Source organism: Pseudomonas sp., from assembly GCF_030147005.1.
Classification (GTDB): Bacteria; Pseudomonadota; Gammaproteobacteria; order Pseudomonadales; family Pseudomonadaceae; genus Aquipseudomonas.
In genome coordinates this window covers 18,205-44,873 of sequence record NZ_JASLAW010000001.1, presented here as the reverse complement: position 1 = coordinate 44,873, position 26,669 = coordinate 18,205, and the positions used below count along the sequence as shown (strand labels likewise).

The following is a 26,669-nucleotide window of genomic DNA, read 5'->3' as shown; positions in this document are numbered from 1 at the left end:
TTCTTTTATCGTTTTTTTGTTTTGGTGGGTGCGGGTTGGCGGGGTTTTGTCATTTTTCTTTATATTTTTTTTGTGGATGTTCTCCCGGTTTCGCGCGCACCCCCGCTCCCACATTTTTTTGTGCCGGGTTAATTTCAAGGTCAAATTTCAGGCATAAAAAAACCCCGCTTTTAAGGGCGGGGTCTTTTCGACTAAGTCAGTACAAGTTAGATAACTTGAACTTCTTCAGCTTGCATGCCTTTCTGACCGCGGGTAGCGACGAAAGAAACCTGTTGGCCTTCTTTCAGGCTTTTGAAGCCGTCGGATTGGATAGCTTTGAAGTGAACGAACAGGTCGTCACCGGATTGTGGAGTGATGAAGCCGAAGCCTTTTTCATCGTTGAACCACTTAACGGTACCAGTTTGGCGATTAGACATGGTGTAACTCCTTGAACAAAGTTAACTGCGACTCAGGAAAAGCCCTGGCCGAGACTGAGTGCAAAGAGCAGGAAAAATTCTTGGAGATGGTTGGATCGAAATTCAACATATCGTGTAGAGATTCTCAGTGACACAAGCAACACAGTGACGCCACCTTAACCCTTTTTCCGGAACGTGCCAATGGTATTTCCGAAGGTTTCTCTATTTTCGTGACTGGCGGTGGTATTTATTGTCCCGAAGAACCGCGATAACAGCCCCGGCCCCGCTGGCTGCGGGTTACAGACAACAGTGTATTCGTCATTTAAAGCCCGGCGCCCTTTGAACCCCACCGCCGGCCCCGGTAAGATGCCCCTCAGAATTTTTCCACCTCGCTATTCAGGACACCGCCATGAGCATCAAATCGGACAAGTGGATTCGCCGCATGGCGCAGGAACACGGCATGATCGAACCGTTCGTTGAGCGTCAGATCCGTGGCGAAGGCAACGATCGTGTGATTTCGTACGGAGTTTCCAGCTATGGCTACGACGTGCGTTGCGCCGATGAATTCAAGGTGTTCACCAATATCAATTCGGCGATCGTCGACCCGAAGAACTTCGACGAAAAAAGCTTCGTCGACGTCAAGAGCGATGTGTGCATCATCCCGCCGAACTCCTTCGCCCTGGCCCGCACCGTGGAATTCTTCCGTATTCCACGTGACGTACTGACCATCTGCCTGGGTAAAAGCACTTATGCCCGTTGCGGCATCATCGTCAACGTGACCCCGCTGGAACCCGAGTGGGAAGGGCACGTGACCCTGGAGTTTTCCAACACCACCACCTTGCCGGCGAAAATCTACGCCAACGAAGGCGTGGCACAGATGCTGTTCCTGCAGTCCGACGAAGCGTGTGAAGTGTCCTATAAGGACCGTGCGGGCAAGTATCAAGGCCAGCGTGGCGTTACTCTCCCACGCGCTTGATCGAAAGCTCCTACGAGTTAAGGGAATTAGTCTGCAGAAAGTGACTCTATCTAGGTGTACTGCCTCGGCGCGTGTGAAGCGCGTCGAGCCACGCTTGAGGAGTGCCCTATGAAGATCAACCCGCGAATCAGCGCAGAACTTGCCCGGCTTGAACCCAACCAGATTGGTGTTCTGGCCTGGTCCCTGATGGCCGATCCTGCTTATGCGGGCGGCATCCCCGGCCAACCTGAGCCGGATTATCCGCAGCCTACCGAACCGGGTGAGCCGACCCTGCCGGATGAGCCGCCTCCCTCACCTGTCGCCTGACGCTGGGCCTTACTGAACCGGCCAGACCTCCTGATCGCCGATCACAAAGATTCGGTGCTCATCGTCCAGTTCCACGGCATAACCGCCGGTAAATGCGCCAAACGCCGGCAGCAGGCTGACGCGCTTGCCAATCTGGAAGCACGGCAGGCGTAAGCTCTGTCGGCCTTTGCCGCGCAAGCGGTAGACCGGGTGTACGTGCCCTGCCAGCACATGATGGCTGGGGTGGGCGTGCGGTTCGTGCTGCAAGGCAAAAGGCCCCACCAGTAAAGGCTCCGGCACGACCTCGATGTTCAGGTCTGCGGGCGGGTCGCCGGCGCGTTGATCGTGATTGCCGCGAATCAACGTGATCGGCAACTCGGCATGGCGCGCTCGCCAGCCCCTGAGCGCGCCAAGGGTGCCGCTGGCGTGGGAGCCGGGGCCGTGGAGGAAGTCTCCGAGAAAGATCACCTGAGCGCAGGGGAACGCCGACAGCAGCCGATCCAGGCGGCGCAGGTTTTCGCTCGTGGTGCCTTGGGGTACGGGTTGCCCGAGGCTGCGATAGGCTGATGCCTTGCCAAAGTGGGCGTCGGCGATCAACAGGCTTTGCCGCGCCGGCCAGTACACCGCTTTGTCCGCCAGCAACCACAATTGCTCCCCCTCAAGCGTTACCGAACACGCCATTAATCTTTCCCTCTATCCGCGACTTTTTCCAAATCTTTGACCATCCGCGCAATGCGCTCCGAGAGTTTTTCCGAACTCAGGCTTTCGCGCATCCGCTCTACCAGTAGCGGGAAGGCCAGTGGGGTAGGCCGTTGGATCACATGCAGGTCCAATTGCAGCGCCGAGAGGCGAAGCAACGTCTCTTCCAGCCGCTGAATGTCCAGCTCGTTGCGCAGGACTTCTTCCCCTGCCTGGGCCAGCAGCAGGTTCTGCGGGTCATATTGTTTGAATACTTCAAAGAACAGGCCACTGGAGGCCTGCACCTGGCGCGTGCTTTTCGGCGCACCGGGGTAACCGGCGAACACCAGCCCGGCAATGCGCGCGATTTCGCGAAAGCGGCGCAACGCCAGCTCCCCGGCGTTGAGGCTGGCCGCCACGTCTGTGAGCAGATCCTGCGGGCTGAGCAGGGCTTCGTTCAATATGTCGGGCCAGGACAGTTCGGTGGCACTCAGCAGCTCCAGCCCATAATCATTGACCGCAATGGAAAAGGTCACGGGTTGCTGCCGGCTGACCCGCCACGCCAGCAAACTCGCCAGGCCCAAATGCACCTGGCGCCCGGCGAAGGGGTAGAGAAACAGGTGCCAGCCTTCGCGCGACTTGAGAAACTCCGCCAGCAAGTGATTGCGAGTCGGCAGGCCGGACCAGCGCAATTGTGTGAGCAGCAACGGCTGCACCGCCTGCATCTCCGGGCCCTCGAACCGACCCTGTGCCGCCGCGTCGAAGCGCTCGATCACCGCCTGCGCCAGCTCATTGGAAAGCGGCATGCGCCCGCCATTCCAACGCGGCACGGCGGCTTTTTTCGCGGTACTGCGGCGTACATAGGCCGTCATGTTTTCCACGCGCACCAATTCAAGCAGGCGCCCGGCGAACAGAAAGCCATCCCCCGGCTTCAGCCGCGCAATGAAGCCTTCCTCGACACTGCCCAGGTTTTTGCCGCCACCGCCCTTGGTCCAGTACTTCAGATGAATACTCGCATCACTGACGATGGTGCCCACGCTCATGCGATGGCGGCGCGCCAATCGAGCATCGGGAACGCGCCAGATGCCGTGTTCGTCGGGTTCTACGCGGCGGTAATCCGGATAAGCGGTGAGCGACAGCCCGCCATGGCGCACAAAGGCCAGCGCCCAGGCCCAATCGGCTTCGGTCAGCTCGCGGTAGGCCCAGGCGCCGCGTACTTCGGCCAGCAGGGCATCGGGAGTGAACCCACCGCCCAGGGCCATGCTGACCAAATGTTGCACCAATACATCCAAGGGTTTGTGCGGGGATTCGCGGGCTTCGATGCGTCGCTGGGCAATCGCATCCTTTGCGGCGGCGGCTTCCACCAGCTCCAGGCTGTGGGTCGGCACCAATGTCACCCGCGATGGCCGCCCTGGTGCATGCCCTGAGCGGCCGGCGCGCTGCATCAGGCGCGCCACGCCTTTGGCCGAGCCAATCTGGAGCACCCGCTCCACCGGCAGGAAATCCACGCCCAGATCCAGGCTGGAGGTGCACACCACTGCCTTGAGTTGGCCGTCTTTGAGCGCACGTTCCACCCAGTCACGGGTTTCGCGCGACAGCGAACCGTGATGCAGCGCAATCAGGCCGGCCCAGTCGGGCCTGGCCTCCAGCAGCGCCTGGTACCAGATTTCCGACTGCGCCCGGGTATTGGTGAACACCAGGCAGCTGCTGCTGGCGTCCACTTGCGCCACGACTTGCGGCAGCATTTTCAAACCGATATGCCCGGCCCAGGGAAAGCGTTCGGCGGTGGGCGGCAACAGGGTGTCGACCTGTAGCTGCTTGGCCGTTTGCCCCTGCACATTCACCCCGCCACCCTGTGGGACTAATACATCCAGCGCGTGAGTCTGATTACCCAGGGTCGCGGAAATACCCCACACCAGCAATTCGGGATGCCAGCGCCGCAGCCGCGCCAGCGCCAATTGCAGTTGCACGCCGCGCTTATTGCCGATCAGTTCGTGCCATTCATCCACCACCACCATGCGCAGGTGCCCCAGGCTGACCTCACTGTCGGCGCGCGCCAGCATCAGCGTCAGGCTTTCCGGCGTGGTGATCAGCGTGGTGGGCTGGCGGCGGGTCTGGCGGGCGCGTTCGTTGCTGCTGGTGTCGCCCGTGCGCAGGCCAACGCTCCAGGGAATCTGCAATGCCGCCAGCGGCGCTTCAAGCGCACGCGCGGTGTCGGCGGCCAAAGCGCGCATCGGTGTGATCCACAACACGGTCAGGGGTTCGGCCGGCGCCTTGCGCTTGCCGGTGGCAGGTGGGCGGGTGATAGCGAAACGATTGAGGGCAGCGAACCACAGCGCGTAGGTTTTGCCCGCGCCGGTACTCGCATGCAGTAAGCCTGACTGGCCATCTTTGACGGCCTTCCACACCTCTTTCTGGAAGGCGAACGGGCGCCAGCCTCGGGTGGCAAACCATTGTTTTGCGAAGTCGACGGGTTTTGCCATGCGGCAGCGGACGCTCTGGAGGCTCTATTGCACAGACCCTCCAGGCGCCACAAAGGTTTACTTCAAGTTGCCGCTCAAAAACTGCTGCAGGCGTTCGCTCTTCGGATTGCCCAGCACGTCCGCCGGCGCACCTTGCTCTTCCACCCGGCCCTGGTGCAGGAACAGCACCTGGCTTGAAACCTTGCGCGCGAAGCTCATTTCATGGGTCACCATAATCATGGTGCGGCCTTCCTCGGCCAGGCCCTGGATCACTTTCAACACTTCGCCCACCAACTCAGGGTCCAATGCAGAAGTGGGTTCGTCGAACAGCATCACCTCGGGCTCCATCGCCAGCGCGCGGGCAATCGCGACGCGTTGCTGCTGGCCACCGGACAGGAACGCCGGGTATTGATCGGCCACCCGCGCCGGCAGGCCGACTTTATCCAGGTAGCGACGGGCGCGGTCTTCGGCGTCTTTCTTACTGCACCCCAGCACTCGGTGCGGGGCCATGGTGATGTTTTCCAGCACGCTCATGTGGCTCCACAGGTTGAAGTGCTGAAATACCATGGCCAGCCGCGTGCGCAAGCGTTGCAACTCGGCATCGTCGGCCACGCGCATGCCGTGGCGGTCGCTGACCATGCGGATCGCATGACCATCCAGGGTCATGGCACCGTCATCGGGCGTTTCCAGAAAGTTGATGCAGCGCAGGAAGGTGCTTTTGCCCGAGCCGCTGGCGCCGATCAGGCTGATCACATCACCGGTCCCGGCCTTGAGCGAGACACCTTTGAGCACTTCATTGTCGCCATAGCGTTTATGCAGGCCTTCAACGGTCAATTTGTACATGGGGGCGTGCATCCTCAAGGCGAAAGTAAGTAGCCGCTGCGGTAGGCCTCTGCGCCCGCGACATGGCTGATCACCATCCCGGCAGTGGCCATGCGTCGCAGTGAGCGGGCGTAAAGCAGGCCGGCATTCCGGCAGTGCACGGGCGTTACGCGGTCGGTGATGGGGTCGATGATTTCGGCGACCCGTTGCCCGGCTTCCAGGTACTCGCCCGGTAAGGCGCTGAATACCAGCAAGCCGCCCACGGGCGTGGTCACGGGTTCCACGCCCGCCAGTGGCGTGGCCGGGTAGGGCAGCGCGGGCAGTGGCGCGGCGTCGCCTTCAATGGCACCGAAGTGGATCAGGTAATCAATGATCGCCTGGCAGTCCAGGGCCGCCAGGCCGTGGTTGACGTCGCCTTGACCGCGCAACTCGACGGTTACGGAAAAACTGCCCAGGGGGATCGGGAAGCGCTCGCCGAAGCGTTGGTGCAACTGCCACCACACCAGGGTGAAACACTCATCAAAGGATTGCCCGCCGGAATCGGTCGCCAGCAGGTTGGCCTCCGAGCCCAGGTAACGCGCCAACGGCTCCACCTGTGGCCAGGCCTCAGGCGTGGTGTAGAGATGGGCCACGGCTTCGAAATCGCAATGCAGGTCCAGCACCATGTCGGCATCGCACGCCAGGCGTTGCAACACCAGGCGCTGGGATTGCAATTGAGTCGACGCGGTTTGCGCGGCCAGGGCCTCGGACAACGCCGTGCGGATCAACCGGGCGTTGCGTTGGGGGTCATTGCCCAGGAAGGCCTCAACCTGATCCCCGACCGCTTCGCTGAGGTCGACGAACAGGCGATTGAAATTCTGCCCGCTTTCCAGCTCGAAGCGGCCCAGGGGGATGTCCATCAACACCTGTTCCAGCCCCACGGGATTGGCGACCGGCACCAGTACGACCTCGCTGCGCAAGCGCCCGGCGGCCGCCAGCTGTGCCAGGCGCGCCTTCAAGTGCCAGGCCACCAGCATGCCCGGCAATTCATCGGCATGCAGTGACGATTGGATGTAGACCTTGCGTTCGGCCTGTTCCGGGCCGAAGTGGAAACTGTGAATCTGCCGCGCCGTGCCGGGCACCGGCGCTATCAGGTCATGTCGTTGATGACGCATGTAAGCTCCTTAGTGGCTTGGCCCGAGAAAGGCCAGCCAGCGGCGTTCGGCCAACCGAAACAGCCCGACCAGGGCGAAGGTCACCACCAGGTAGATCAAGGCTGCGATGCCGAATGATTGAAAGGTCATGAAGGTGGCCGAATTGGCATCCCTGGCGACTTTGAGGATGTCCGGGATAGTGGCGGTAAACGCCACGGTGGTCGAATGCAGCATCAGGATCACTTCGTTGCTGTAGTAGGGCAACGAGCGGCGCAGCGCCGACGGCATGATCACGTAGGCGTACAGCTTCCAACCGCTGAGGCCGTAGGCCTTGGCCGCTTCGACTTCGCCGTGGGCCATGCTGCGGATCGCCCCGGCGAAAATTTCCGTGGTGTAGGCGCAGGTGTTGAGGGCGAAGGCCAGGACCGTGCAGTTCATCGCATCGCGAAAGAACGCATCGAGCACCGGTTGCGCGCGCACGGCGGCGATGCTGTAGATACCGGTGTAGCAGATCAGCAGCTGGATATAGAGCGGCGTGCCTCGAAACAGGTAGGTGTAAAACTGCACCGGCCAGCGCACCAGGCGCCTGCGCGAGACACGCGCGATGGACAGCGGAATCGATACCAGAAAGCCAATGACCAATGCCGCGCTGAGCAGCCACAAGGTCATGGCCAGGCCGGTGATGTGCTGGCCGTCGCTGTAGAGGAACGGGCGCCAGTATTCCTGCAAAAGTTCGATCATCGCACCGCCTCCCGTGAGCCTGCGGCGTAGCGACGTTCAAGACGACGCAAGACAAAATTGGAAGCGCTGGTGATCAACAGGTAGATCAGCGCGGCGAGTACCAGGAAGTAGAACAGTTGATAGGTGCTCTTGCCGGCGTCCTGGGCCGCTTTCACCAGATCGGCCAGGCCGATGATCGACACCAGCGCGGTGGCCTTGAGCATCACCATCCAGTTATTGCCGATGCCCGGCAGGGCAAAGCGCATCATCTGCGGGAAGGTCACGTAGCGAAACCGTTGCCCGCGCTTGAGCCCGTAGGCGGTGGCGGCTTCCAGTTGACCACGGGGCACGGAGAGAATCGCGCCACGAAAGGTTTCGGTGAAATAAGCACCGTAGATAAAGCCCAGGGTGATGACCCCGGCGCTGAATGGGTCGATCTCGATGTATTCCCATTCCATAAAATCGGTCAGGCCGGTCAGCCAGGTTTGCAGGCTGTAGAAAATCAGCAGCATCAATACCAGGTCGGGCACGCCTCGGATCAAGGTGGTGTAGAGCTGGGCTGGGATACGCAGAAAGGGCAGGCTGGAGAGTTTTGCGCTGGCGCCGAGCAGGCCCAGCAACACGCTGACGGCCAGGGACAGCACCGACAATTTAACGGTCATCCAGGTGCCTTGCAGCAACAGCGGGCCGAAACCCTTCAAGCTGAACGCGCTCAGCCCGAGGGTTTGCAACAGATCTTCAAACATAAATCAGGACCTATGGCGATAAAAAAGCGCCCCTTCAAAAAAGGGGCGCCCCGGGCATTATTTGCCGCTGTACAGGTTCAGATCGCCAAAGTGTTTTTTCTGAATAGTGGCGTAGGTGCCATCATCGTGTAACGCTTTGATACCTTTATCCAAAAGGGCCTTCAGCTCAGTGTTACCTTTTTTGATACCGATCGCGGTTTTCGATGGCAGCAATGGATCGTCGATTGCAGCGCCGACTTCATAGCCAGCGCCAGCCGGGGACTTCAAAAAGCCCAGTTCAGCCTGCAGCATGTCCTGCACGGAGGCATCGAGACGGCCGGACGTCAGGTCCGCATACACCTGGTCCTGGTTGGCGTAGGCCTTGGTGGTCACGCCGGCCTTGTCCAGCACAGCCTTGGCGTAGGCTTCCTGGATAGTGCCCTGCTCATAGCCAACGGATTTGCCCTTGAGCGACTCAGGCGTCGAATACCCCGCGCCTTTCTTGAACACCAGCGAGGTTGGGCCCGAGAACAGCTCGTTGGAGAAGTCGATAGCCTTCTCGCGCGCTGGCGTCACGGTCATGGATGAAATCACACCGTCGAACTTGTTGGCTTTAAGGCCTGGAATCATGCCGTCGAAGTCGCTTTCAACCCACTTGCACTTGACCTTCAGCTCCGCACAGATGGCGTTGCCCAGGTCGATGTCGAAGCCCACCAGGCTGCCATCGGCGGCTTTGGATTCGAACGGGGCATAGGACGGATCGACACCGAAACGCAATTCCTTGTATTCCTTGGCGGTTGCAACACCTGCAGCCATGCACAGAGCGAGTGCAGAAAGGGTCAGCAATGCTTTTTTCATTATGTGTTCCCTGGAAACCAAGATAAGCGCTTGTGGCGCGTTTAGGACTGTTACTGAACGGTGTCAGACGAATCCCAGGTAGCAATTTCTGCACCATAGTTCCGAATGATCGTTTTAAAAGGTGGGATGAAGGAGTCTTGGGTGTAGTGGGTGCTCAAAAACGGGCATGGAAAATTCAATGCACCGTTTTGGGCGCCCACCGGAAGCTGGATCAGGCCAGTAGGTCTTGCAAGGTGGCCAAGCTGTCTGCTTCCTCTACGGACTTGTCCTGGCGCCAGCGCAACATCCGGGGGAATCGCACCGCAATTCCGCTCTTGTGGCGCTTGGACAGGGCGATGCCTTCGAACCCCAACTCAAACACCATGCTCGGCGTGACGCTGCTGACCGGGCCGAATTTTTCCACGGTGGTCTTGCGCACGATCGCGTCGACCTTGCGCATTTCTTCGTCGGTCAGCCCGGAATACGCCTTGGCGAACGGCACCAGGGTGCGCTCGCTGCCCGGCGGGCCGTCCCACACCGCGAAGGTGTAATCGCTGTACAGGCTGGCGCGCCGGCCGTGGCCGCGCTGGGCGTAAATCAGCACGGCGTCGATGCTGAACGGGTCGACCTTCCACTTCCACCACAGGCCCATATCTTTGGTGCGGCCCACGCCGTAGAGGCCTTCGCGGTCCTTGATCATCATGCCTTCGACACCGAGGCTGCGGGAGGCTTCGCGTTGCACGGCCAACGCTTCCCAGGTATGCCCCTCCAGCAGTGGCGAGGGCAATAACACGGGTTGGCTGCACTGCGCGATCACGCGTTCCAGCTGCGCACGGCGTTCAGCCAGGGGGCGGTTGCGCCAGTCGTCGCCCTGGTACTCCAGCAGGTCGTAGGCGAGCACCGCCACCGGCGCATCTTCAAGCACTTTTTTACTCAAGGTCTTGCGACCGATCCGCTGTTGCAGCAGGGCGAAGGGTTGTACGGCGTCCTTCCAGACCACGATTTCACCGTCGATCACCGTGCCGTCCGGCAAGCCACTGACCAGGCTGTGAAGCTCGGGGAAACGCTCGGTCACCAGTTCTTCACCGCGGGACCAGACCCACAGGCGGCCCTCGCGCTTGACCAGCTGCGCGCGAATGCCATCGAATTTCCATTCCACCTGCCAGTCGGCGGGGGCGCCGAGCAGGGCGTCAAACTGCTCCACCGGTTGCGCCAAGCCATGGGCAAGAAAAAACGGATACGGCTGACCGCCGCGTTGCGCATGTTCGTCGGACGATTCGGCGGCGATCAGCTTGAGGTAGCCCGCGGCCGTAGGGCGATTGGACAAGTCGGTGTAGCCCACCAGCCGTTGGGCCACGCGTTTGCTGTCAAGCCCGGCCATGGCGGCAAGCGCGCGAGTCACCAGCAGCTTGGACACGCCCACGCGAAAACTGCCGGTGATCAACTTGATGCACACCATCAGGCTCGGTTGGTCCAACTGCACCCACAACGCAGGCAGGCGTTCAGCCAGTTCAAGCGGCGCAAGGCCACGCAGCGGTAACAGCTTTTCTTCCAGCCACACCGCCAGGCCGTCTTCGGAGGTGTAGGTCGATTCGGGCAGCAGCAGGGAAATCGTCTCGGCCAGGTCGCCGACGGACTGGTAGCTTTCTTCGAACAACCACGGCTCGATGTTCGCCGCTTGCGTGGCCATATCCCTCAGCAGGCGGGTCGGTACCAATTGTCGAGGCCGCCCACCGGACAGGAAGTACACCGCCCATGCCGCATCCTCCGGCGGTGCCTGCTGAAAATAGTTTTGCAGTGCCGCGAGCTTGGCGTTGCTGGAAGTTGTTGCATCGAGGTTGGCGTACAGCTCGGCGAAGGCTTTCATGCGCTGGCCTCTTCTTCGTCATCGCCGTATTCGGTGCTGAAACCCTGGGCATCCAGGCCTTTCTCGCGCAGATGGCGCACCAGCACACCGACCGAGCCGTGGGTGACCATCACCCGTTCGGCGCCGGTCTGTTCGATGGCCCACAACAGTCCGGGCCAATCGGCGTGGTCCGACAGCACAAACCCACGGTCGACCCCGCGCCGCCGTCGAGTGCCGCGCAGGCGCATCCAGCCGCTGGCGAAAGCGTCGCTGTAGTCGCCGAAACGGCGTATCCAGGTGCTGCCACCGGTGGAGGGCGGGGCAATGATCAGGGCCTGGCGTAGCAGCGGGTCGTTTTTTTTGAAGTCGCCGGCGTATAGCGTTTCGGGAATGTAGATACCGGCTTCGCGGTACACCCGGTTCAACGGCTCAACGGCACCGTGGCTGAGGATCGGACCGATGCTCGCATCGATGCCATGGAGAATGCGCTGGGCTTTGCCGAAGGAATAACAGAACAGCACGCTGGCTTTGCCGACGGCGATATTGGCCTGCCACCAGTCATTAATCCCGGCAAAAATCTGTGCCTGCGGCTGCCAGCGGTAGATCGGCAGGCCAAACGTGGATTCGGTAATAAAGGTGTGGCAGCGCACCGGCTCGAACGGCTCGCAAGTGCCATCGGGCTCGACCTTGTAGTCGCCGGACGCGACCCAGACTTCGCCCTGGTATTCCAGGCGCACCTGGGCTGAGCCCAACACGTGCCCGGCCGGATGAAAGCTCAAGGTCACACCGTGATGCACCAACGGCTCGCCGTAGGCCAGGGTTTGCAGGTTGATGTCCTGGCCCAGGCGCGAACGCAGGATGCCTTCGCCGGGAGCGGCGGCCAGGTAATGTTGATTGCCGGTGCGGGCGTGGTCGCCGTGGGCGTGGGTGATGACGGAACGTTCCACCGGACGCCAGGGGTCGATGTAGAAATCCCCGGCTGGGCAATAGAGGCCTTCGGGTCGGGCGATGACAAGGTCCATGGGGTGACCGGGGAGGTGGGCTTGTTACTTATGAGGCGGGGCGTTGTGCAGAAGTTCTATCTGAATGCATGCGGGCAAATGTGGGAGCGGGCGTGCTCGCTCCCACATTGAGATCCGGTTATTTACCCGGTGTCAGGGTCAACCGCGCTTTCCCATACACCTTTTCAAAGTTCTGCGGTTGCATCGGGAAGCTCAGGTATTGCGCCTTGAGCGATGGGTCGATGCCGCTGGCATAGTGGGGGCTGGCCGGGTTGCCCGACTGGCCGGTGCCACCCTGGCCCATCATCGGTTCCGGCTGGCCGAAGTCGACAATCATGCGCAGCGCCGACGCCTGGGTCACGTTGAAATCCTGCCCCCAGTTGTACGCTGCCGGATTCAGTGTGTTGTGGTCGCCACCGCTGGCCAGGGGACCACGGATAACCTGACCGCTGGTGTTTTTCCAGGTGGTGGTGTGCAGCTTGCCCCATTGCCAGGCTTTGTGATCAGCGCCCAGCAGGCTGTCGCCGGTACTGATCGTGGCGGCCAGAGTGCGTGCGAGGATTGCCGGCTTGTCTTCTTTGCGTGGCGTGCGCGTGTCATCCCAGAACGGGCTGTCTTCACGGCCCAGCAAATGGTCTGCGGTGGCTGAGTAGGACAGGCTGGCATTGCTGACAAAAGCCTTCCAGCTGGCGCTGCCTTGCGGACCGAGTTTGTCGAGAAAGATCTCTTTGGCGCTTTCCTGCAGGAACAGCTCGTAGACCGCCGCGTCGGCGGAAGTTGATGCAAGTCGACCGTCAAAGGCCATCAAGCGGCTCAACGCTTCGCGCGCCTTGGCCTGTTCGGCGGCGGGCAGCGCATCGATTGCCTGTTTCAGCGGCTGGGCCATGCCCGGCGCCTGGAACATGCCCTTGAGTTTGGCGGCGAAGAGGGTGGTCTGGTCGTATTGCATGGCGATCAGGCTGCGGCTGTCATGCTTGCCGGCGTTGGCCAGTTGCGCCAGGCGCTCGCTGCGCTCCGGCGCATCCCAGGAGTTGGACAGCTGCATGCCGTAGCCACGCGGGGCGGTGCGCTGGTTGGCGGTGCCGACCCAGCCTTGGGCCGGGTCCTGGTCATAGGGGTGCAGCATGGCGTCGGCGTAACCGTCCCAGTCAAAGCGTGTATCCCAGCCCGGCGAAGGCAGCAGGCCTTCGCCTTCGCGGCGGTTGGGAAAGCGGCCGGTGACTTGCCAGCCGATGTTGCTGGCATCGGCGAAGATCATGTTCAACGCAATGGCGCGAATTTCGCGGGTGGCGTCCGAGGCCTTGCCGGCGTTTTGCGCGCGGGACAGGTCGAAGAACGCGTCCAGGCTCTTGTCTTCCTTCAAATCGGCGGTTTGCAGGGCCAGGCCGAACCCGCTGGTGAGGGCCTGGCTGCTGTTGAGCAAGGCGCCGTGGCGCGTTTCGTACACCACTTCGCGAATCGAGCGTTGGCCTTTGATGAAGAAGGTTTCGTTACGCACGCCGGCCGGTAGCCATTTGCCGTTGTTCTCGTAGTACAACGCGCTGCCCTGGCGTTTGACCTTCTCCAGGAACAGGTCCTGGGTGTCGCCCTTGACTGCGCTCATGCTCCACGCCACTTTGCCGTTGAAACCCGACAGCAGGGTCGGCAGGCCGGCGATCGACGCGCCGACCGCCTGATATTTCGGGGCGCGGATCTGCACATAGCTCCAGGGTGACGGTGCTTGCGGCTGGGCGGCGATATCGTTGGCCAGCAGGCTCTTGCCGCTGCGGCTGCGTTGCGGCCCGATGGCCCAGTTGCTGGACGTGGTAACGCCCAGGGCATTGAGGCTGTTGAGTTGCTGGCTGACCGTGTCCAACCCGGCGAGGCCGGTGATCTGGCTCAGGTTCACGCCCTTGAGTTTGTCGGCTTCGGCCAGCGGGATCGCTTCGTCCGGCGCGCTTGGGATAAGCCAGGCGAGCTTGTCGGCTCCGACTTTTTGCGCCAGTACCAGCGACGAAATCTCTTCCTGCAGGTTGCTCGACTCGCTGAAATTCAGCAGGCAGAACAACAGCGCCGAATCTTCCGGTTTCCAGTACTCGGGGGTGTAGCCGGTCTGGGCCAGGTCGCTCGGCAGCTTGTCGCGGTAGCGGAACAGGTAGGCATTGACGCCCCGCGCATAGACTTCAAAGAAGCGCTTGAGCCGTGGCGACGAGGCGTTGTACAGCTCGCCGGCGCTCTTTTTAAGGTTGACCGCGCGCATGAACCGGTCGACGTCGAGTAACTCGGGGCCGGACATTTCCGCCAGACGGCCCTGGGCCAGCAGGCGCAAGGTGACCATCTGGGTGATCCGGTCGCTGGCGTGCACATAGCCGAGGCTGAACAGCGCGTCGTGGAAAGTGTTGCTTTCAATCAGCGGCATGCCTTGGGCATTGCGGCGTATCGACACGTTTTGCGCGAGGCCTTTGAGCGGCTGTACGCCGGCTGCGGGGGGCAGGGTGTCCTGGGTGTTCTGGAGCTGGCAACCGGACAGGCTCAACGCACTGACCACTGCCGCGGCAACGCCGAACCGGGGAAGAAAATGTGTAAGGGCTGGCGAGGCCATGGCAAAGCTCCTGCGGGGGTAGCGTCATTAAAGGCGCTACGTTAGTGAGCGCGGCGAAACGACGCAAGCGGGAGTTGTGTGATTCATGACTACTAATGTTGAAGGAGCAAGCCCTCATGCCGGTCATTCACGCACTAGAGCGGACAACCTGTGACCTGTGACCTGTGAGCTGTGGCCTGTGACCTGTGGCCTGTGGCGAGGGAGCTTGCTCCCGCTGGGTCGCGAAGCGGCCCCTGAAACGGGACTGCTACGCAGTCCAACGGGAGCGAGCTCCCTCGCCACCATACGGCGCTCCCTCTTAACTGACTGGCGTCAGGGTGGGCCTTCTCCCACATTCGGATCTTGAGTGAGGCTTAAGCGCCGTGGCACTTCTTGAATTTTTTATCGCTGCCGCACGGGCAGGGATCGTTGCGACCAACGTCTTTCAACGCGTTGCGCACCGGCTCCTGGTGAGCATGGCCGCAGTTCGGGCCGTGGACATGGCCGTGGTCGTGATCGTGGTGATCGTGATCGTGGTTGCAGTCGGGACCATGGACATGGGGTTGCTGAGTCATCGATGTCGCTCCGGAATAAAATCGCCGGGGATTATCTCGCCATTGTGGGCCACCTGCACGTCATTACCGATGAATAATCCGGTTTTCAGCTCGCCTTCGAGACGATAAGGCACGGGGCGCTCGGGATCTTTCAGCATTTGCACCACATCGCGTATTCGCGGCCACAGGTTGGTGCGTACCGACACCCTGAAGTATTTATGGCTGCGCGGCGGCACGGTCAGCCATTCGTTGGACTCACCTTCGGTCAGCACCAGGTCGCCGAGGGTGACCTTGTAAATCAGGCCGCGCACGGTGAGGTCGGCGTCGTCGCGGTTGTCCACGCGAAAGTAGAGCTTGAACTTCTGCTCCAACAGCTTGGCCCGCACCACTTCGACGTTCACCAGTGATACGTGGGGCGGCGGCGAATCGTCCTCGAACCAGGAAGCGCAGCCGGTCAGGCCCAGGGTTAACGCCAGCATCAAGCTGAAGGTGCGAAGCATTGGCGTCATCCCTGTCAGGTAATTAAAAGTAGCTCGAACAGCACTTCTTGAATTTTTGTCCGCTGCCACACAAACATACATCATTACGCCCGGCCTTCACCTGAACCGTCGGATCGATGAAGTACCAGCGCCCTTCGTTCTGTACGAAAGAAGACCGTTCACGGTGGCTATGTTCACCAGTGCTGTCATGCCAGCGCGCCGTGAAGGTCACGAAGGCGTGTTCCGGCTGGCCACCGAACACCTCTGAGCTCTCCACCTCAAGGCCGAGCCACGTGCTTTGTGCGCTCCAGGCGGCAATGGCGTCACGGTCGAGACCATCTCGCTGCGCCGGCAGGGTGGTGCTCACCAGATAGTCCACCAGGCCCAGCACGTAGGCGCTGTAACGCGAACGCATCAACGCCGTGGCGCAGGGCGCCGGGTGGCCGGCGTGATAATGGCCGCAGCAGGCGTCCAGCAGATTGCCACTGCCGCAGGGGCAAATGGTTGTACTCATCGTGTTACCACCAATACTTTCCAAAATTTTCCGGGTTGGCCCAGAAACGCGCGTTGAGCCAGTCAGGGACTTGTTTATAGTCAAGCAGATCATAGGTAAAAAGCGTCAGCACCTGCTCATCACGCTGGAAACGCTCGCCGGCTTGCAGGGCCAGGGAGAAAAAGTCGGTGTCCTTCCAGTCGCAGGCGCCCAGGTCTACCAGCACCGCGATGCGGCTGGCATTGAGGTTTCGAATACCCCCCAACAACGTCAGACCCTGGGCTTTGGGCAGGTGTTCCAGGCAATCGACCACCAGTGCCAGGTCAAAACGCTGCGCCGCCAGTTCGGCAGGCAGCGGGCCAGGTTGGGCGACGCTGACGCGCACATCGGGATGCGCCGTTTTAAACGCATCCAGCGCGGGGAACTGGCTGGCGCCCAATAACAGCAGGCGTTTGGGAGCGTGCAGGTCCAGCAGCGCAGCCAACGCTTGCTGGGGAGTACGGGAAGAAATTCCAGCGGTCATCGCAGATCCTCACATCAGGACGGTAGAGACTAGCGCGGCTGGGCGTGCGGGCCTAGAGCATTACGGTCAATACCGCTGGCGCTTGAGCCATGGCTTCTGAAGTTTTTTGATCCTTCACTGGCAAATCGCCTGTAGAAGTCGTTACTGTGCGTCCAAAGAAAAATTTGAAAACACTCGGGAGCCCCATGATGCGTAAGGTTTTTCTGCTGGCCCTGTTGGTCAGCCCCGTTGTCCTGGCCCAGAGCGTCAGTGTCGAAACCCACTCGCTGATGCGCCTGCCCAGCAGCACCAGCGTGCTGCAACTCGAGCGCCTGGATGTGGCGGACTACGGCACCCTGCTGATTCCGGCCACCATCAGCCAGATCTCGGTGGATGAACTGCATCTGGGGCGTGAAGCACGCATTGCCATTGTCCCCGGCACTACCTCGCTGCAGTTGCAGGTGCGCCAGGCGCAACTGGAGCAGGGCAGCCAGATCACCTCCCGCGGTGCGCCCGGCACCCATGAAAAGCCCGCCAAAGCCGGGCGTGACTTGACCTTGCGCATTAATTCACTGACTGCTGAAGAATTGTCGGTGGATGCCCGTGGTGGCGCCGGAGCCCAAGGGTATGCGGGCCTGGATGGAGCCAATGGCGTCGACCCAGGTTGCACTTGGGGTTCGGCCGGGCGCGGTTTCAATGGCGATAACGGCGGCGATGGGTTGCCGGGTGCGTCGGGTGCGCAAGTACGTGTCGAGTTGCCCCAGGATTTTGCGGCTGAACAGATTAAAGTCTGGGTGGATGGCGGGCCTGGCGGCTTGGCGGGGGTTGCGGGTAAACCGGGCAAAGGCGGGCAGTCCAAGGGATGCCTGGTGTACCGCGCCGATGGCGGCGAAAAAGGCCGGCCAGGGCTGGAAGGGCAACCGGGGCCGGCCGGGCCTGCGGGTTCTGTGACCATTCAAAGGCTTTGAGTTGTTTGGTTGACGCCGTCGCGGGCTGACCGGTATGACCCACCTATATGGGTTACCAATCCGTTCACGCGCACAGGTAACAGGTATTTGCGTACCTATGCCGCGACAGCGTCAGGGGGATAACTCAGAACATCGGCCGCGCCGAAGCAATCGCCACCACCACCAACCCCACAATCAAGTTAATGCCGACCAATTTGCGGATCTGCCCCAGTGCCGCAGCACCCGCGGGCCAGTCCTCAGCTGCCACCGCCGCCTTCAGCGCCGGAAATTTCAACGCCTGGATGCGGATGAACAGCGCCGTCATTACCAGATACAAGCCCATCATCACCTGCACATAGCGCGGTGCGGTCTCAAAACCGTTGAAGCGAAGGTGCAGCAAGCCGACGCCGCTGATCGGCAAAATCAGCACCGCCACCCACACCCATACAAAAAAACGTTGAAACACATTTGCCCACAGCTTTAGCCGGGCAGGGCCCTCAAGGGCCGCCACGGCGGCGGGACGCAGGATCATCCAGGCGAAAAACATGCCGCCGACCCAGATCAAGGCGGCCAATACATGCAGGGTGTAAGCGAGGCTAAACGCGGTCATTGTGGTACTCCGTTCTGCGCGGGATTAATTAGCGGGGTATGATAGCGGCCGATCCGAACCACTGAAAATTTATCCAGCGTTTTTTGCGCCCGACTATTCATGATCAGCACTGAACTCAAAACCACGATCCAGGGCGCCTATTCGCGTTTTCTCGAAGCCAAGAGCTTGAAACCGCGCTACGGCCAACGCCTGATGATCGCCGAAGTGGCCAAGGTCCTCGGGGATATCGACACCGATGACGAAGGGCGGCGCAGCGGTGACCCTGCAATCGTGGCCGTCGAAGCCGGCACCGGTACCGGCAAGACCGTGGCCTACAGCCTGGCCGCGATCCCGACCGCCAAGGCTGCCGGCAAACGCCTGGTGATCGCCACGGCTACCGTCGCCCTGCAGGAGCAGATTGTCTACAAAGACTTGCCTGACCTGATGCGCAACAGCGGGCTGAACTTCACGTTCGCCTTGGCCAAGGGCCGTGGCCGTTACATGTGCCTGTCCAAGCTCGACGTGCTGCTGCAGGAAGGCCACGCGCAGACCGCCACGGCCTCGCTGTTCGAGGAGGAAGGCTTCAAGATCGAAGTCGACGAAGTCAGCCAGAAACTGTTTACCAGCATGATCGAAAAGCTCGCCGGCAATAAATGGGACGGCGATCGCGACAGCTGGCCCACTGCCCTGGAAGATTCCGACTGGGCGCGCCTGACCACCGACCACAGTCAATGCACCAACCGCCATTGCCCCAACTTCGGTCAGTGCGCCTTCTACAAGGCCCGCGAAGGCATGGGCAAGGTCGACGTGATCGTCACCAACCACGACATGGTGCTGGCCGACCTGGCCCTGGGCGGCGGCGCCGTATTGCCGGACCCGCGCGACACCCTGTATGTGTTCGACGAAGGCCATCACCTGCCGGACAAAGCCATCGGCCACTTCGCCCATTACACGCGCCTGCGCTCCACCGCCGACTGGCTGGAAACCACCGCCAAGAACCTCACCAAGCTGCTGGCCCAGCATCCGCTGCCCGGTGACCTGGGCAAGCTGATCGAACAGGTGCCTGAGCTGGCGCGGGAGATCAAGACCCAGCAGCAGTTCATGTTCAGTGCCTGCGAGCAGGTGGCCGACTTCAAACCCGGTGAAGACGTGGAAGGCCGTGAGCGGCCGCGTCACCGTTTTGTGGGCGGAATGATCCCCGAGCATATGCGCGAAATGGGCATTGAACTGAAGAAGGGCTTTTCACGCCTGACCGACCTGTTCACCCGACTCACGGACTTGCTCAAGGAAGGCATGGATGGCGAGGTCAATATCGGCATCGCCAGTAACCAGGCCGAAGAATGGTATCCGCTATTCGGTAGCCTGCTCTCCCGCTCCCAAGGCAACTGGGAGTTGTGGACGGCCTTCACCGTCGAAGACCCTGAAGACAACCCGCCCATGGCGCGTTGGCTGACCTTGGCGGAAAGCGGTGCGCTGTTCGATATCGAGGTCAATGCCAGCCCGATCCTCGCCGCCGAGATGCTGCGCCGCAACCTGTGGAACGTAGCCTATGGCTGCCTGGTGACCTCGGCCACGCTGACCGCCCTTGGCACTTTCGACCGTTTCCGCATGCGCGCCGGCCTGCCGAAGAAGGCCGTCACTGCGGTGGTGCCCAGCCCCTTCCATCACGCCGATGCCGGCGTATTGCGGGTGCCCGACCTCAAGGCCGACCCACGGGACGCGGCGGCGCACACCGCAGCGATCATCCGTGACTTGCCCGAGTTGGTGGAAGGTTCGCGGGGCACCCTGGTGCTGTTTTCGTCGCGCAAACAGATGCAGGACGTGTTTGACGGCCTTGACCGCGACTGGCGTAAACAGGTGTTTATCCAGGGCAACCTGTCCAAGCAGGAAACCTTGAACAAACACAAGGCGCGCGTCGATGGCGGTGATTCCAGCGTGTTGTTCGGCCTGGCGAGCTTCGCCGAGGGCGTGGACTTGCCCGGCGCCTACTGCGAGCACGTGGTGATCGCCAAGATCCCGTTCTCGGTGCCGGATGATCCGGTCGAAGCGGCGCTGGCCGAATGGATCGAAGCCCGCGGCGGCAACCCGTTCATGGAAATCTCGGTGCCCGATGCTTCGCTGAAGCTGGTGCAGGCCTGCGGGCGTTTGCTGCGCACCGAGGAAGACCGGGGCACCATCACTTTGCTCGATCGCCGCCTGGTCACCCAGCGCTACGGCAAGGCGATCCTGAACGCTTTGCCGCCGTTCAGGCGCGAAATTTCTTAAGCCACTGTGGGCGAGCTCGCCCACTTCGTGGTCTATCTCATGTATGTCACCAGGCCATTCACCGGCCGTCTGGGAGAACCTTGTTCGTATGATTCGCACGCTGCCCGCTCTTTTTGCACTGCTGGTCGCCGCGCCGTTGATGGCCGCGCCTGCCGGGCAACAAACGCTGTTCAACTTCGTCCGTCCGGCCGATGTGGTCAAGGTGGCGACCCAGGACGCCAGCCTGCCGCAATACAACGCCGAACAAACCCCCGAAGGCGAGGTGCTGCGTCGCATCACCTTCAACCCGGCGGCCGAGCCGAGCCTGGTGCTCAGCCCGCAAACCGGCGTATGGGACTGGTCGCAATCGGGCGCCATGAGCCTGCGAATCCAGAGCGCCATGAATTGGGCGTTGACCCTCTACGTAAAAGTACAAAGCGCCGACGGCAAGACCCTGGTCAGCCGCATCGACCTGCCGGCCGGCCCGGCCCAGACCTTGCTGGTGCCACTGCAAGCCAACTCGCCGCTGAGCCAGGGCATGAAGGCCGGCCCGCCGATGCCGATGACCGTGGACGGCCAACGTGTCTTGTTGGCCGCCAGTGCCGGCGAAATCGACCGCAGCCAAGTGGTGTCGGTGACGCTGTCGATGATCAAGCCGAATGCCGCCCAAAGCATTTTGCTGGAGCGCTTTGGCGTGCAGGACAGCGAGCCGGTGATGAAGGCCGCTTACAGCGAACTGGTGGACGCTTACGGCCAGTCCACCCGCGCGCGCTGGCCGGAAAAAGTCAGCAGCGACGAGCAGCTCAAGGCTGCGGCGACCAAGGAGCAACGACAGTTGAAGGTGTGGCTTGCCGAGCGTGATAAATCCTCCCTGGATCAGTTCGGCGGCTGGAACAAAGGCCCGGCGTTCGACGCCAGCGGCTTCTTCCGCACTGAAAAGCGTGACGGTCGCTGGTATCTGGTCACCCCGCAAGGCCATCCGTTCTACTCGCTGGGCGTCAATACCGTGACCCCGGACAACAGCCAAACCTACGTGGCAGGGCGTGAGTGGATGTTTGCGGCGCTGCCCAAGGCCGGTGAGCCTTTCGACAAGTATTACGGCAGCGGCGATAACCGTACCGGCAACGGCGCGGGCGAAGGGCGCGGTTTTGGCTCGGGGCGTTGGTATGATTTCTACCGCGCCAACCTGCAGCGCACCTATGACAGTGAAGGCTTCGATCAGAAGCGTTGGGTGGCCCACACCCTCGACCGCTTGCAAGCCTGGGGCTTCAACACCGTGGGTAACTGGAGCGATCCGGACCTGGCCACGGCCGACCGCGTGCCTTACACCTTGCCGCTGTCGATTGTGGGTGACTACGCCAGCATCAGCACCGGCACCGACTGGTGGGGCGGCATGCCCGATCCGTTCGACCCACGCTTCGCCATGGCCACTGAACGCGCCGTGGCCATCGCCGCTCGCGATCATCGCGACGACCCATGGCTGATCGGTTTTTTTGCCGACAACGAACTGGCCTGGGCCGGGCCTGGCGACGATGCAAAATCCCGTTACGCCCTGGCCTACGGCACCCTGCGCATGACCACCGACGTACCGGCCAAGCGCGCCTTCCTCAAGCAACTGCGTGACAAGTACCGTAATGAAGAAGGGTTGTCGAAAGCCTGGGGCATCCACCTGGCCGGCTGGGAACTGATGGAAGACCCCGGCTTCGAGCCGCCGGTGCCCAACCCGGAACATCCTGAAATCGAGGCCGACTTCAAGTATTTCCAACAGACCTTCGCCGACGCCTACTTCAAGACCATCTCCGACTCGCTGAAATGGCACGCGCCCAATCAGTTGCTGCTGGGCGGGCGTTATGCGGTGAGCACCCCTGAAGCCGTGGCGTCCTGTGCACAGTATTGCGATGTACTGAGCTTCAACATGTACACCCTCAAACCCCAGGACGGTTATGACTTCGCCGCCCTGCGCGCACTCAACAAACCGGTACTGATCACCGAATTCAATTTTGGCTCGACCGACCGTGGCCCTTTCTGGGGCGGTGTGACACAGTTGGCCGGGGAGCAAGAGCGCGGCGCGGCGTACGCGGCCTTCCTCAAGCAAGCCATGGCGGAGCCGTCGATTGTCGGCGTGCACTGGTTCCAGTACCTGGACCAGCCGGTGACCGGACGCTTGCTGGACGGTGAAAACGGCCACTTCGGTCTCGTCGGCATTACTGATGTGCCATTTCAGGGCTTCGTCGACAATGTGCGCAAGAGCAATCTCGCGGCGGTCGACCAGTTGGGCAAGGAGGCCGAAAAAGCCAGGGCCGCCGGTGCGGCGCGTGAGAGCGAAGGCGGCCGGTCAGGCGAGGCAGGCAAAGGCGCGGGCCAGGGCACCGGGCACGCCGGCGGGCACTCCGCAAATGGTCATTGATTCATCGTTGACGGGTTCACAAACCCAATAATGACTGGAACAATATCGACCACTTTTTCATGATGTTTTCTTGAGGTCGCTCCCGGTGCAGATTCAGGGTCATTACGAACTTCAGTTCGAAGCGGTACGTGAAGCATTTGCCGCGTTGTTCGATGACCCTCAGGAGCGAGGTGCCGGGCTTTGCATCCAGATCGGCGGCGAGACGGTTGTCGACCTGTGGGCCGGCACCGCCGATAAAGACGGCACCGAAGCCTGGCACAGCGACACGATCGTCAATCTGTTCTCCTGCACCAAGACCTTCACTGCGGTCACCGCCCTGCAATTGGTGGCCGAAGGTAAGCTGAAGCTGGACGCGCCCGTGGCCGATTACTGGCCGCAATTCGCGGCGGCGGGTAAAGAGTCCATTACCCTGCGCCAGGTGCTTTGCCATCAGGCCGGGTTGCCGGCAATCCGCGAGATGCTGCCCACCGAAGCCTTGTACGACTGGCAATTGATGGTCGATACCCTGGCGGCCGAGGCGCCGTGGTGGACACCCGGCCAGGGCCATGGCTATGAGGCGATCACCTATGGCTGGCTGGTCGGTGAACTGTTGCGCCGTGCCGACGGGCGCGGGCCTGGGGAATCCATTGTGGCGCGGGTGGCGCGGCCATTGGGGTTGGATTTCCATGTGGGCCTGGCGGATGAAGAGTTTTATCGGGTCGCCCATATAGCCCGCAGCAAAGGCAATATGGGCGATGCAGCGGCACAACGGTTACTCCAAGTAATGATGCGCGAACCCACGGCGATGACTACGCGCGCATTTGCCAACCCGCCGTCTATTCTGACCAGCACTAATAAACCCGAATGGCGGCGTATGCAGCAGCCGGCGGCAAATGGTCACGGTAACGCGCGGAGCCTGGCTGGATTTTATAGCGGTTTATTGGATGGTAGTTTGCTGGAAAGCGACATGCTCGAACAATTGACCCGTGAACACAGTAAAGGGCCGGATAAAACCTTATTGACCCAAACGCGTTTCGGCCTGGGTTGCATGTTGGATCAACCTGAGTTGCCCAACGCGACCTTCGGCCTTGGCCCACGCGCATTTGGGCATCCCGGGGCAGGGGGCTCGGTAGGGTTTGCCGACCCTGAGCACGATGTAGCCTTCGGTTTTGTGACTAATACCTTGGGGCCCTATGTACTTATGGACCCACGTGCGCAGAAGTTGGTCGGAATATTGGCCGGTTGTCTATAAACCCCTTGCTGTTTCACAATTTTTTGTTACAAAGACACGTATAAGAGACGCTGAACGCAATGATGTAACTTCAATGTTCTTTAAGCGTCGGTTTAACGGGGCATTCGGCCCCTCTGGTTTTTTTCTCATTTTGTGGATATCTCATGTTATCGAACAAGTCCTTGGCACTGGCGCTGTGCCTCACTATTACCGGCTGTGCACAAACTCCACAGAATGATGCCGAAGGTGGGCATTGGTGGTCATTTGGGTCCGATAAGGCTGCTACCAAGGACGCAGTGACCCAAACCGACGCTAAACCGGATGCCAAGCCCGCTGCCGACGCCAAGCCTGCTGCGCCTGCCGACGCCAAGCCTGCCGCGCCTGTCGCCGCCGCGCCTGCGCCTGCTCCGGCAGCCAAGGCCGACACGGGCTTCAACTGGTGGCCATTCTCCACCAAGAGCGCCGACCAAAAAGCCGCCGACGCCAAGGCCGACCTGAACGCCGACCTCAAGGCCGCAACTCCGGCTCCTGTCTCGGCCAAGACCGACACCGAAGCCCGCTGGTGGTGGCCGTTCGATACTAAGCCAAAGCCACTGGCCAAGGTCGATGTGAGCAACGTGCAGATGCCTGATCCGAAAGTCACCCAGGCCTGGCTGGACGATTACGAGCCGCGCCTGCGTGCCGCCATCAAGGACAGCAACCTGCAACTGGAACGTCGTGACAATGTACTGGTGGTGATCGCCCCGGTGGACGGCTCCTACAACCCGAAACGCCCAGCGATGCTGCTGCCGGTGACCCTGGGCCCTTTCACTCGCGTTGCCAAAGCCGTTGAAGCAGATCCAAAGACTGCGGTACTGGTGCTGGGCCATGTGGACGCCACCGGTAGTGCGCCAGCCAGCCAGGCGCTGAGCAAGGAACGCGCGCAGTCGATTGCCTCGATTTTCAGCCTCAGCGGTTTGAAGCAGGATCGCCTGATGTTGCGTGGCATGGGCGACCTGATGCCGCGTGCCGCCAACGACAGCACCCAGGGCCGTGCGCTGAATCGTCGCATGGAAATCATGTTCACTCAGCGTACAACTATGTTGGCGCTGCTGAACAACTACAACTCGGGCAAGACCCCGCCTGTGGCTGAAATGGTTGCCGTGCAGAATGTGCCCGCACCTGCCCCGGCGGCAAAAGCCGCTGCGAAGAGCGCTCCAGCCAAGAAAGCCCCGGCCAAGAAAGCCGCCGCCAAGCCAGCCGCTAAAAAGGCCCCGGCCAAACCGGCTGCAAAGAAACCGGCTCCGGCCAAAGCCAAGGCTGCTACACCGGCGAGTCCCGACCAGGCGAAAAACTGATCCGTTGAACCAGAAGGATAAAGCCGCATGACCCAGGCACTGGCCGATATGCGCCGTGACTACACACGGGACGGTTTGAGCGAGGCCCAGGCCCCGGACGAGCCGTTTGCCTTGTTCCACCAATGGTTCGCCGATGCGGTGAAAACCGAGCAGGCACCGGTGGAGGCCAATGCCATGACCCTGGCCACGGTCGACCAGGACGGTCGGCCGCACTGTCGCATCCTGTTGCTCAAGGGCCTGGATGCACAGGGTTTTACCTTCTTTACCAACTATCAGAGCGCCAAAGGTGAACAACTGGCGGCGCGGCCGTTCGCGGCAATGACTTTTTTCTGGCCGACCCTTGAGCGCCAGGTGCGCATTGAAGGGCGCGTGGTCAAGGTCACGCCTGAAGAGTCGGATGCTTACTATCAGGTGCGTCCTCTGGGCAGTCGCCTGGGTGCCTGGGCATCGCCGCAGAGCAAGGTCATTCGTGATCGCGAAGAACTGCAGGCGCTGCTTGTGGCGACTGAACAGCGTTTCAGTGACACCCAGCCCGATTGCCCCGAGCATTGGGGGGGCTATCGTTTGTTGCCCGAGCGCATCGAGTTCTGGCAAGGCCGCGCCAGCCGCCTGCATGATCGTCTCAATTATCGGCTGCAAGCAGGCCAATGGACGCGCGAGCGCCTCGCGCCCTGAGCGTTCCCTTTCGTCATCTCATCTGAGTCATGCCCTTCGCGCCGGAGTCTTTATGCAAGAGACTTCGGCGTTTTCGGCTGTATGGCTACACTGATTAATCACGCTATGGCATGTTTCGATTTGCCTACCGTTCGTCGAGTGTTGTGGTGCCGATAGCCTGTACTCAGGCTGAATGAATGCACTTTTCTGCCTGGCGTGCCGTGACAGCCGCCACGCTGCGGCGTTTAATGAATACCTGTCCTTTGGAGTTGATGCTATGCGTAAGTCCGTTTTACTAGTTGCCTGCTTTACCACCCTGTCATTGCTGTTGGGTGGCTGCGCCTCGAGTCTGACCGGCGACTCGTACTCCCGTGACGAGGCGCGTCGTGTACAGACCGTTCGCATGGGCACCATCGAATCCCTGCGTCCGGTAAAAATCGAAGGCACCAAGACGCCAATCGGTGGTGCTGCGGGTGCAGTCATCGGCGGCGTGGGTGGCAGCGCCATCGGCGGCGGCCGTGGCAGCATCGTCACCGCTGTGATCGGCGCAGTGGCCGGTGGCCTGCTGGGCTCGGCTACCGAAGAAGGTCTGACCCGCACCCAGGGCGTGGAAATCACCGTTCGCGAAGACGACGGCAGCATGCGCGCCTACGTACAAGCCGTGCAGGAAAATGAAATCTTCCGCATTGGCGACCGTGTACGCATCATGACGGTTGACGGCACCAGTCGCGTTACCCGCTAAGCGGTAAGCAACCGGCAAAGAAAAACCCCAACCGGGTGACCGGTTGGGGTTTTTTTGTGCGATTTTTTCAG

25 protein-coding genes are annotated in these 26,669 nt (G+C 61.1%); 9 read left to right on the top strand and 16 right to left on the bottom strand.

Annotation, left to right across the window (positions count from 1 at the left end):
- Positions 1-206: 206 nt before the first annotated feature.
- Positions 207-416, bottom strand: coding sequence for a cold-shock protein (locus Q1V60_RS00215; RefSeq protein WP_014336857.1), 210 nt, complete (start codon positions 414-416; stop codon positions 207-209).
- A 388-nt stretch (positions 417-804) separates the two neighbouring features.
- Here Q1V60_RS00215 and dcd point away from each other — a divergent pair, with 388 nt between their 5' ends.
- Both dcd and Q1V60_RS00205 read left to right on the top strand, forming a co-directional pair.
- The gene (gene dcd, locus Q1V60_RS00210; protein WP_300626646.1) at positions 805-1,371 is read left to right on the top strand and encodes a dCTP deaminase; all 567 of its coding nucleotides are present in this window, start codon (positions 805-807) and stop codon (positions 1,369-1,371) included.
- A 108-nt stretch (positions 1,372-1,479) separates the two neighbouring features.
- Positions 1,480-1,677 (top strand): hypothetical protein, encoded by a 198-nt coding sequence (locus Q1V60_RS00205; protein WP_057723177.1) that lies wholly within the window; start codon positions 1,480-1,482, stop codon positions 1,675-1,677.
- Positions 1,678-1,686: 9 nt separating this feature from the next.
- On the opposite strand, the gene pdeM is transcribed toward Q1V60_RS00205, so the two are convergent.
- The 14 genes from pdeM to Q1V60_RS00135 all read right to left on the bottom strand — a co-directional run bounded on the left by pdeM (position 1,687) and on the right by Q1V60_RS00135 (position 16,489).
- Entirely contained in the window at positions 1,687-2,337 is a 651-nt protein-coding gene (gene pdeM, locus Q1V60_RS00200; protein WP_300626642.1) for a ligase-associated DNA damage response endonuclease PdeM, read from the bottom strand.
- Entirely contained in the window at positions 2,337-4,817 is a 2,481-nt protein-coding gene (locus tag Q1V60_RS00195) for a ligase-associated DNA damage response DEXH box helicase (RefSeq protein ID WP_300626640.1), read from the bottom strand. Before Q1V60_RS00195 ends, pdeM begins: the two co-directional genes overlap by 1 nt.
- A 57-nt stretch (positions 4,818-4,874) precedes the next feature.
- Complete coding sequence (locus Q1V60_RS00190) at positions 4,875-5,639, bottom strand: ATP-binding cassette domain-containing protein (protein WP_300626638.1); 765 nt, start codon at positions 5,637-5,639, stop codon at positions 4,875-4,877.
- A 14-nt stretch (positions 5,640-5,653) separates the two neighbouring features.
- The gene (locus Q1V60_RS00185) at positions 5,654-6,772 is read right to left on the bottom strand and encodes a succinylglutamate desuccinylase/aspartoacylase family protein (protein WP_300626637.1); all 1,119 of its coding nucleotides are present in this window, start codon (positions 6,770-6,772) and stop codon (positions 5,654-5,656) included.
- A gap of 9 nt (positions 6,773-6,781) precedes the next feature.
- Positions 6,782-7,492: an ABC transporter permease gene (locus Q1V60_RS00180; RefSeq protein ID WP_300626636.1), complete on the bottom strand. Its 711-nt coding sequence runs from the start codon at positions 7,490-7,492 to the stop codon at positions 6,782-6,784.
- Entirely contained in the window at positions 7,489-8,217 is a 729-nt protein-coding gene (locus Q1V60_RS00175; RefSeq protein ID WP_300626634.1) for an ABC transporter permease, read from the bottom strand. Before Q1V60_RS00175 ends, Q1V60_RS00180 begins: the two co-directional genes overlap by 4 nt.
- A gap of 57 nt (positions 8,218-8,274) precedes the next feature.
- Positions 8,275-9,054 (bottom strand): transporter substrate-binding domain-containing protein, encoded by a 780-nt coding sequence (locus Q1V60_RS00170; RefSeq protein ID WP_300626633.1) that lies wholly within the window; start codon positions 9,052-9,054, stop codon positions 8,275-8,277.
- A 211-nt stretch (positions 9,055-9,265) separates the two neighbouring features.
- Complete coding sequence (locus tag Q1V60_RS00165) at positions 9,266-10,900, bottom strand: ATP-dependent DNA ligase (protein ID WP_300626632.1); 1,635 nt, start codon at positions 10,898-10,900, stop codon at positions 9,266-9,268.
- Positions 10,897-11,901 (bottom strand): ligase-associated DNA damage response exonuclease, encoded by a 1,005-nt coding sequence (locus Q1V60_RS00160; RefSeq protein ID WP_300626631.1) that lies wholly within the window; start codon positions 11,899-11,901, stop codon positions 10,897-10,899. Before Q1V60_RS00160 ends, Q1V60_RS00165 begins: the two co-directional genes overlap by 4 nt.
- Positions 11,902-12,019: 118 nt before the next feature.
- A complete protein-coding gene (locus Q1V60_RS00155; RefSeq protein WP_300626629.1) occupies positions 12,020-14,461 on the bottom strand; it encodes a penicillin acylase family protein in 2,442 nt (813 codons plus the stop codon).
- Positions 14,462-14,814: 353 nt separating this feature from the next.
- Entirely contained in the window at positions 14,815-15,015 is a 201-nt protein-coding gene (locus Q1V60_RS00150) for an SEC-C metal-binding domain-containing protein (protein ID WP_300626627.1), read from the bottom strand.
- Positions 15,012-15,494 (bottom strand): LEA type 2 family protein, encoded by a 483-nt coding sequence (locus Q1V60_RS00145; RefSeq protein WP_300626625.1) that lies wholly within the window; start codon positions 15,492-15,494, stop codon positions 15,012-15,014. The genes Q1V60_RS00150 and Q1V60_RS00145 overlap by 4 nt, the downstream gene beginning before the upstream one ends.
- Before the next feature lie 22 nt (positions 15,495-15,516).
- Positions 15,517-15,987 (bottom strand): YchJ family protein, encoded by a 471-nt coding sequence (locus Q1V60_RS00140; protein ID WP_300626623.1) that lies wholly within the window; start codon positions 15,985-15,987, stop codon positions 15,517-15,519.
- A gap of 4 nt (positions 15,988-15,991) precedes the next feature.
- Positions 15,992-16,489, bottom strand: a complete 498-nt coding sequence (locus Q1V60_RS00135; protein ID WP_300626621.1) for a DUF6231 family protein — start codon at positions 16,487-16,489, stop codon at positions 15,992-15,994.
- Between the two features lie 188 nt (positions 16,490-16,677).
- Here Q1V60_RS00135 and Q1V60_RS00130 point away from each other — a divergent pair, with 188 nt between their 5' ends.
- Entirely contained in the window at positions 16,678-17,436 is a 759-nt protein-coding gene (locus Q1V60_RS00130) for a collagen-like protein (protein WP_300626619.1), read from the top strand.
- A gap of 124 nt (positions 17,437-17,560) precedes the next feature.
- Here the strand turns inward: Q1V60_RS00130 and Q1V60_RS00125 are convergent, their stop codons facing one another.
- Positions 17,561-18,025, bottom strand: a complete 465-nt coding sequence (locus tag Q1V60_RS00125; RefSeq protein ID WP_300626617.1) for a CopD family protein — start codon at positions 18,023-18,025, stop codon at positions 17,561-17,563.
- Positions 18,026-18,124: 99 nt separating this feature from the next.
- Here Q1V60_RS00125 and dinG point away from each other — a divergent pair, with 99 nt between their 5' ends.
- The 6 genes from dinG to Q1V60_RS00095 all read left to right on the top strand — a co-directional run bounded on the left by dinG (position 18,125) and on the right by Q1V60_RS00095 (position 26,598).
- On the top strand, positions 18,125-20,269 hold the full coding sequence (gene dinG / locus Q1V60_RS00120) for an ATP-dependent DNA helicase DinG (RefSeq protein ID WP_300626614.1): 2,145 nt from the start codon (positions 18,125-18,127) through the stop codon (positions 20,267-20,269).
- Positions 20,270-20,357: 88 nt separating this feature from the next.
- On the top strand, positions 20,358-22,655 hold the full coding sequence (locus Q1V60_RS00115; protein WP_300626612.1) for a beta-galactosidase: 2,298 nt from the start codon (positions 20,358-20,360) through the stop codon (positions 22,653-22,655).
- Between the two features lie 85 nt (positions 22,656-22,740).
- On the top strand, positions 22,741-23,886 hold the full coding sequence (locus tag Q1V60_RS00110) for a serine hydrolase domain-containing protein (RefSeq protein WP_300626650.1): 1,146 nt from the start codon (positions 22,741-22,743) through the stop codon (positions 23,884-23,886).
- Positions 23,887-24,029: 143 nt separating this feature from the next.
- The gene (locus Q1V60_RS00105) at positions 24,030-25,202 is read left to right on the top strand and encodes an OmpA family protein (RefSeq protein WP_300626610.1); all 1,173 of its coding nucleotides are present in this window, start codon (positions 24,030-24,032) and stop codon (positions 25,200-25,202) included.
- Between the two features lie 27 nt (positions 25,203-25,229).
- On the top strand, positions 25,230-25,877 hold the full coding sequence (pdxH, locus tag Q1V60_RS00100; protein WP_300626608.1) for a pyridoxamine 5'-phosphate oxidase: 648 nt from the start codon (positions 25,230-25,232) through the stop codon (positions 25,875-25,877).
- Positions 25,878-26,133: 256 nt separating this feature from the next.
- Positions 26,134-26,598 (top strand): glycine zipper 2TM domain-containing protein, encoded by a 465-nt coding sequence (locus Q1V60_RS00095; RefSeq protein WP_003189251.1) that lies wholly within the window; start codon positions 26,134-26,136, stop codon positions 26,596-26,598.
- The last annotated feature ends 71 nt before the right edge of the window (positions 26,599-26,669 follow it).

Coding starts and splice junctions, on each gene's coding strand:
- Q1V60_RS00180 (WP_300626636.1), bottom strand. CDS start 7,492: ATGATCGAACTTTTGCAGGAATACTGGCGCCCGTTCCTCTACAGCGAC.
- Q1V60_RS00105 (WP_300626610.1), top strand. CDS start 24,030: ATGTTATCGAACAAGTCCTTGGCACTGGCGCTGTGCCTCACTATTACC.
- Q1V60_RS00145 (WP_300626625.1), bottom strand. CDS start 15,494: ATGCTTCGCACCTTCAGCTTGATGCTGGCGTTAACCCTGGGCCTGACC.
- Q1V60_RS00140 (WP_300626623.1), bottom strand. CDS start 15,987: ATGAGTACAACCATTTGCCCCTGCGGCAGTGGCAATCTGCTGGACGCC.
- Q1V60_RS00205 (WP_057723177.1), top strand. CDS start 1,480: ATGAAGATCAACCCGCGAATCAGCGCAGAACTTGCCCGGCTTGAACCC.
- Q1V60_RS00170 (WP_300626633.1), bottom strand. CDS start 9,054: ATGAAAAAAGCATTGCTGACCCTTTCTGCACTCGCTCTGTGCATGGCT.
- Q1V60_RS00150 (WP_300626627.1), bottom strand. CDS start 15,015: ATGACTCAGCAACCCCATGTCCATGGTCCCGACTGCAACCACGATCAC.
- Q1V60_RS00115 (WP_300626612.1), top strand. CDS start 20,358: ATGATTCGCACGCTGCCCGCTCTTTTTGCACTGCTGGTCGCCGCGCCG.
- dcd (WP_300626646.1), top strand. CDS start 805: ATGAGCATCAAATCGGACAAGTGGATTCGCCGCATGGCGCAGGAACAC.
- Q1V60_RS00175 (WP_300626634.1), bottom strand. CDS start 8,217: ATGTTTGAAGATCTGTTGCAAACCCTCGGGCTGAGCGCGTTCAGCTTG.
- Q1V60_RS00135 (WP_300626621.1), bottom strand. CDS start 16,489: ATGACCGCTGGAATTTCTTCCCGTACTCCCCAGCAAGCGTTGGCTGCG.
- dinG (WP_300626614.1), top strand. CDS start 18,125: ATGATCAGCACTGAACTCAAAACCACGATCCAGGGCGCCTATTCGCGT.
- pdxH (WP_300626608.1), top strand. CDS start 25,230: ATGACCCAGGCACTGGCCGATATGCGCCGTGACTACACACGGGACGGT.
- Q1V60_RS00095 (WP_003189251.1), top strand. CDS start 26,134: ATGCGTAAGTCCGTTTTACTAGTTGCCTGCTTTACCACCCTGTCATTG.
- Q1V60_RS00165 (WP_300626632.1), bottom strand. CDS start 10,900: ATGAAAGCCTTCGCCGAGCTGTACGCCAACCTCGATGCAACAACTTCC.
- Q1V60_RS00160 (WP_300626631.1), bottom strand. CDS start 11,901: ATGGACCTTGTCATCGCCCGACCCGAAGGCCTCTATTGCCCAGCCGGG.
- Q1V60_RS00130 (WP_300626619.1), top strand. CDS start 16,678: ATGCGTAAGGTTTTTCTGCTGGCCCTGTTGGTCAGCCCCGTTGTCCTG.
- Q1V60_RS00155 (WP_300626629.1), bottom strand. CDS start 14,461: ATGGCCTCGCCAGCCCTTACACATTTTCTTCCCCGGTTCGGCGTTGCC.
- Q1V60_RS00215 (WP_014336857.1), bottom strand. CDS start 416: ATGTCTAATCGCCAAACTGGTACCGTTAAGTGGTTCAACGATGAAAAA.
- Q1V60_RS00195 (WP_300626640.1), bottom strand. CDS start 4,817: ATGGCAAAACCCGTCGACTTCGCAAAACAATGGTTTGCCACCCGAGGC.
- Q1V60_RS00125 (WP_300626617.1), bottom strand. CDS start 18,025: ATGACCGCGTTTAGCCTCGCTTACACCCTGCATGTATTGGCCGCCTTG.
- Q1V60_RS00190 (WP_300626638.1), bottom strand. CDS start 5,639: ATGTACAAATTGACCGTTGAAGGCCTGCATAAACGCTATGGCGACAAT.
- Q1V60_RS00185 (WP_300626637.1), bottom strand. CDS start 6,772: ATGCGTCATCAACGACATGACCTGATAGCGCCGGTGCCCGGCACGGCG.
- pdeM (WP_300626642.1), bottom strand. CDS start 2,337: ATGGCGTGTTCGGTAACGCTTGAGGGGGAGCAATTGTGGTTGCTGGCG.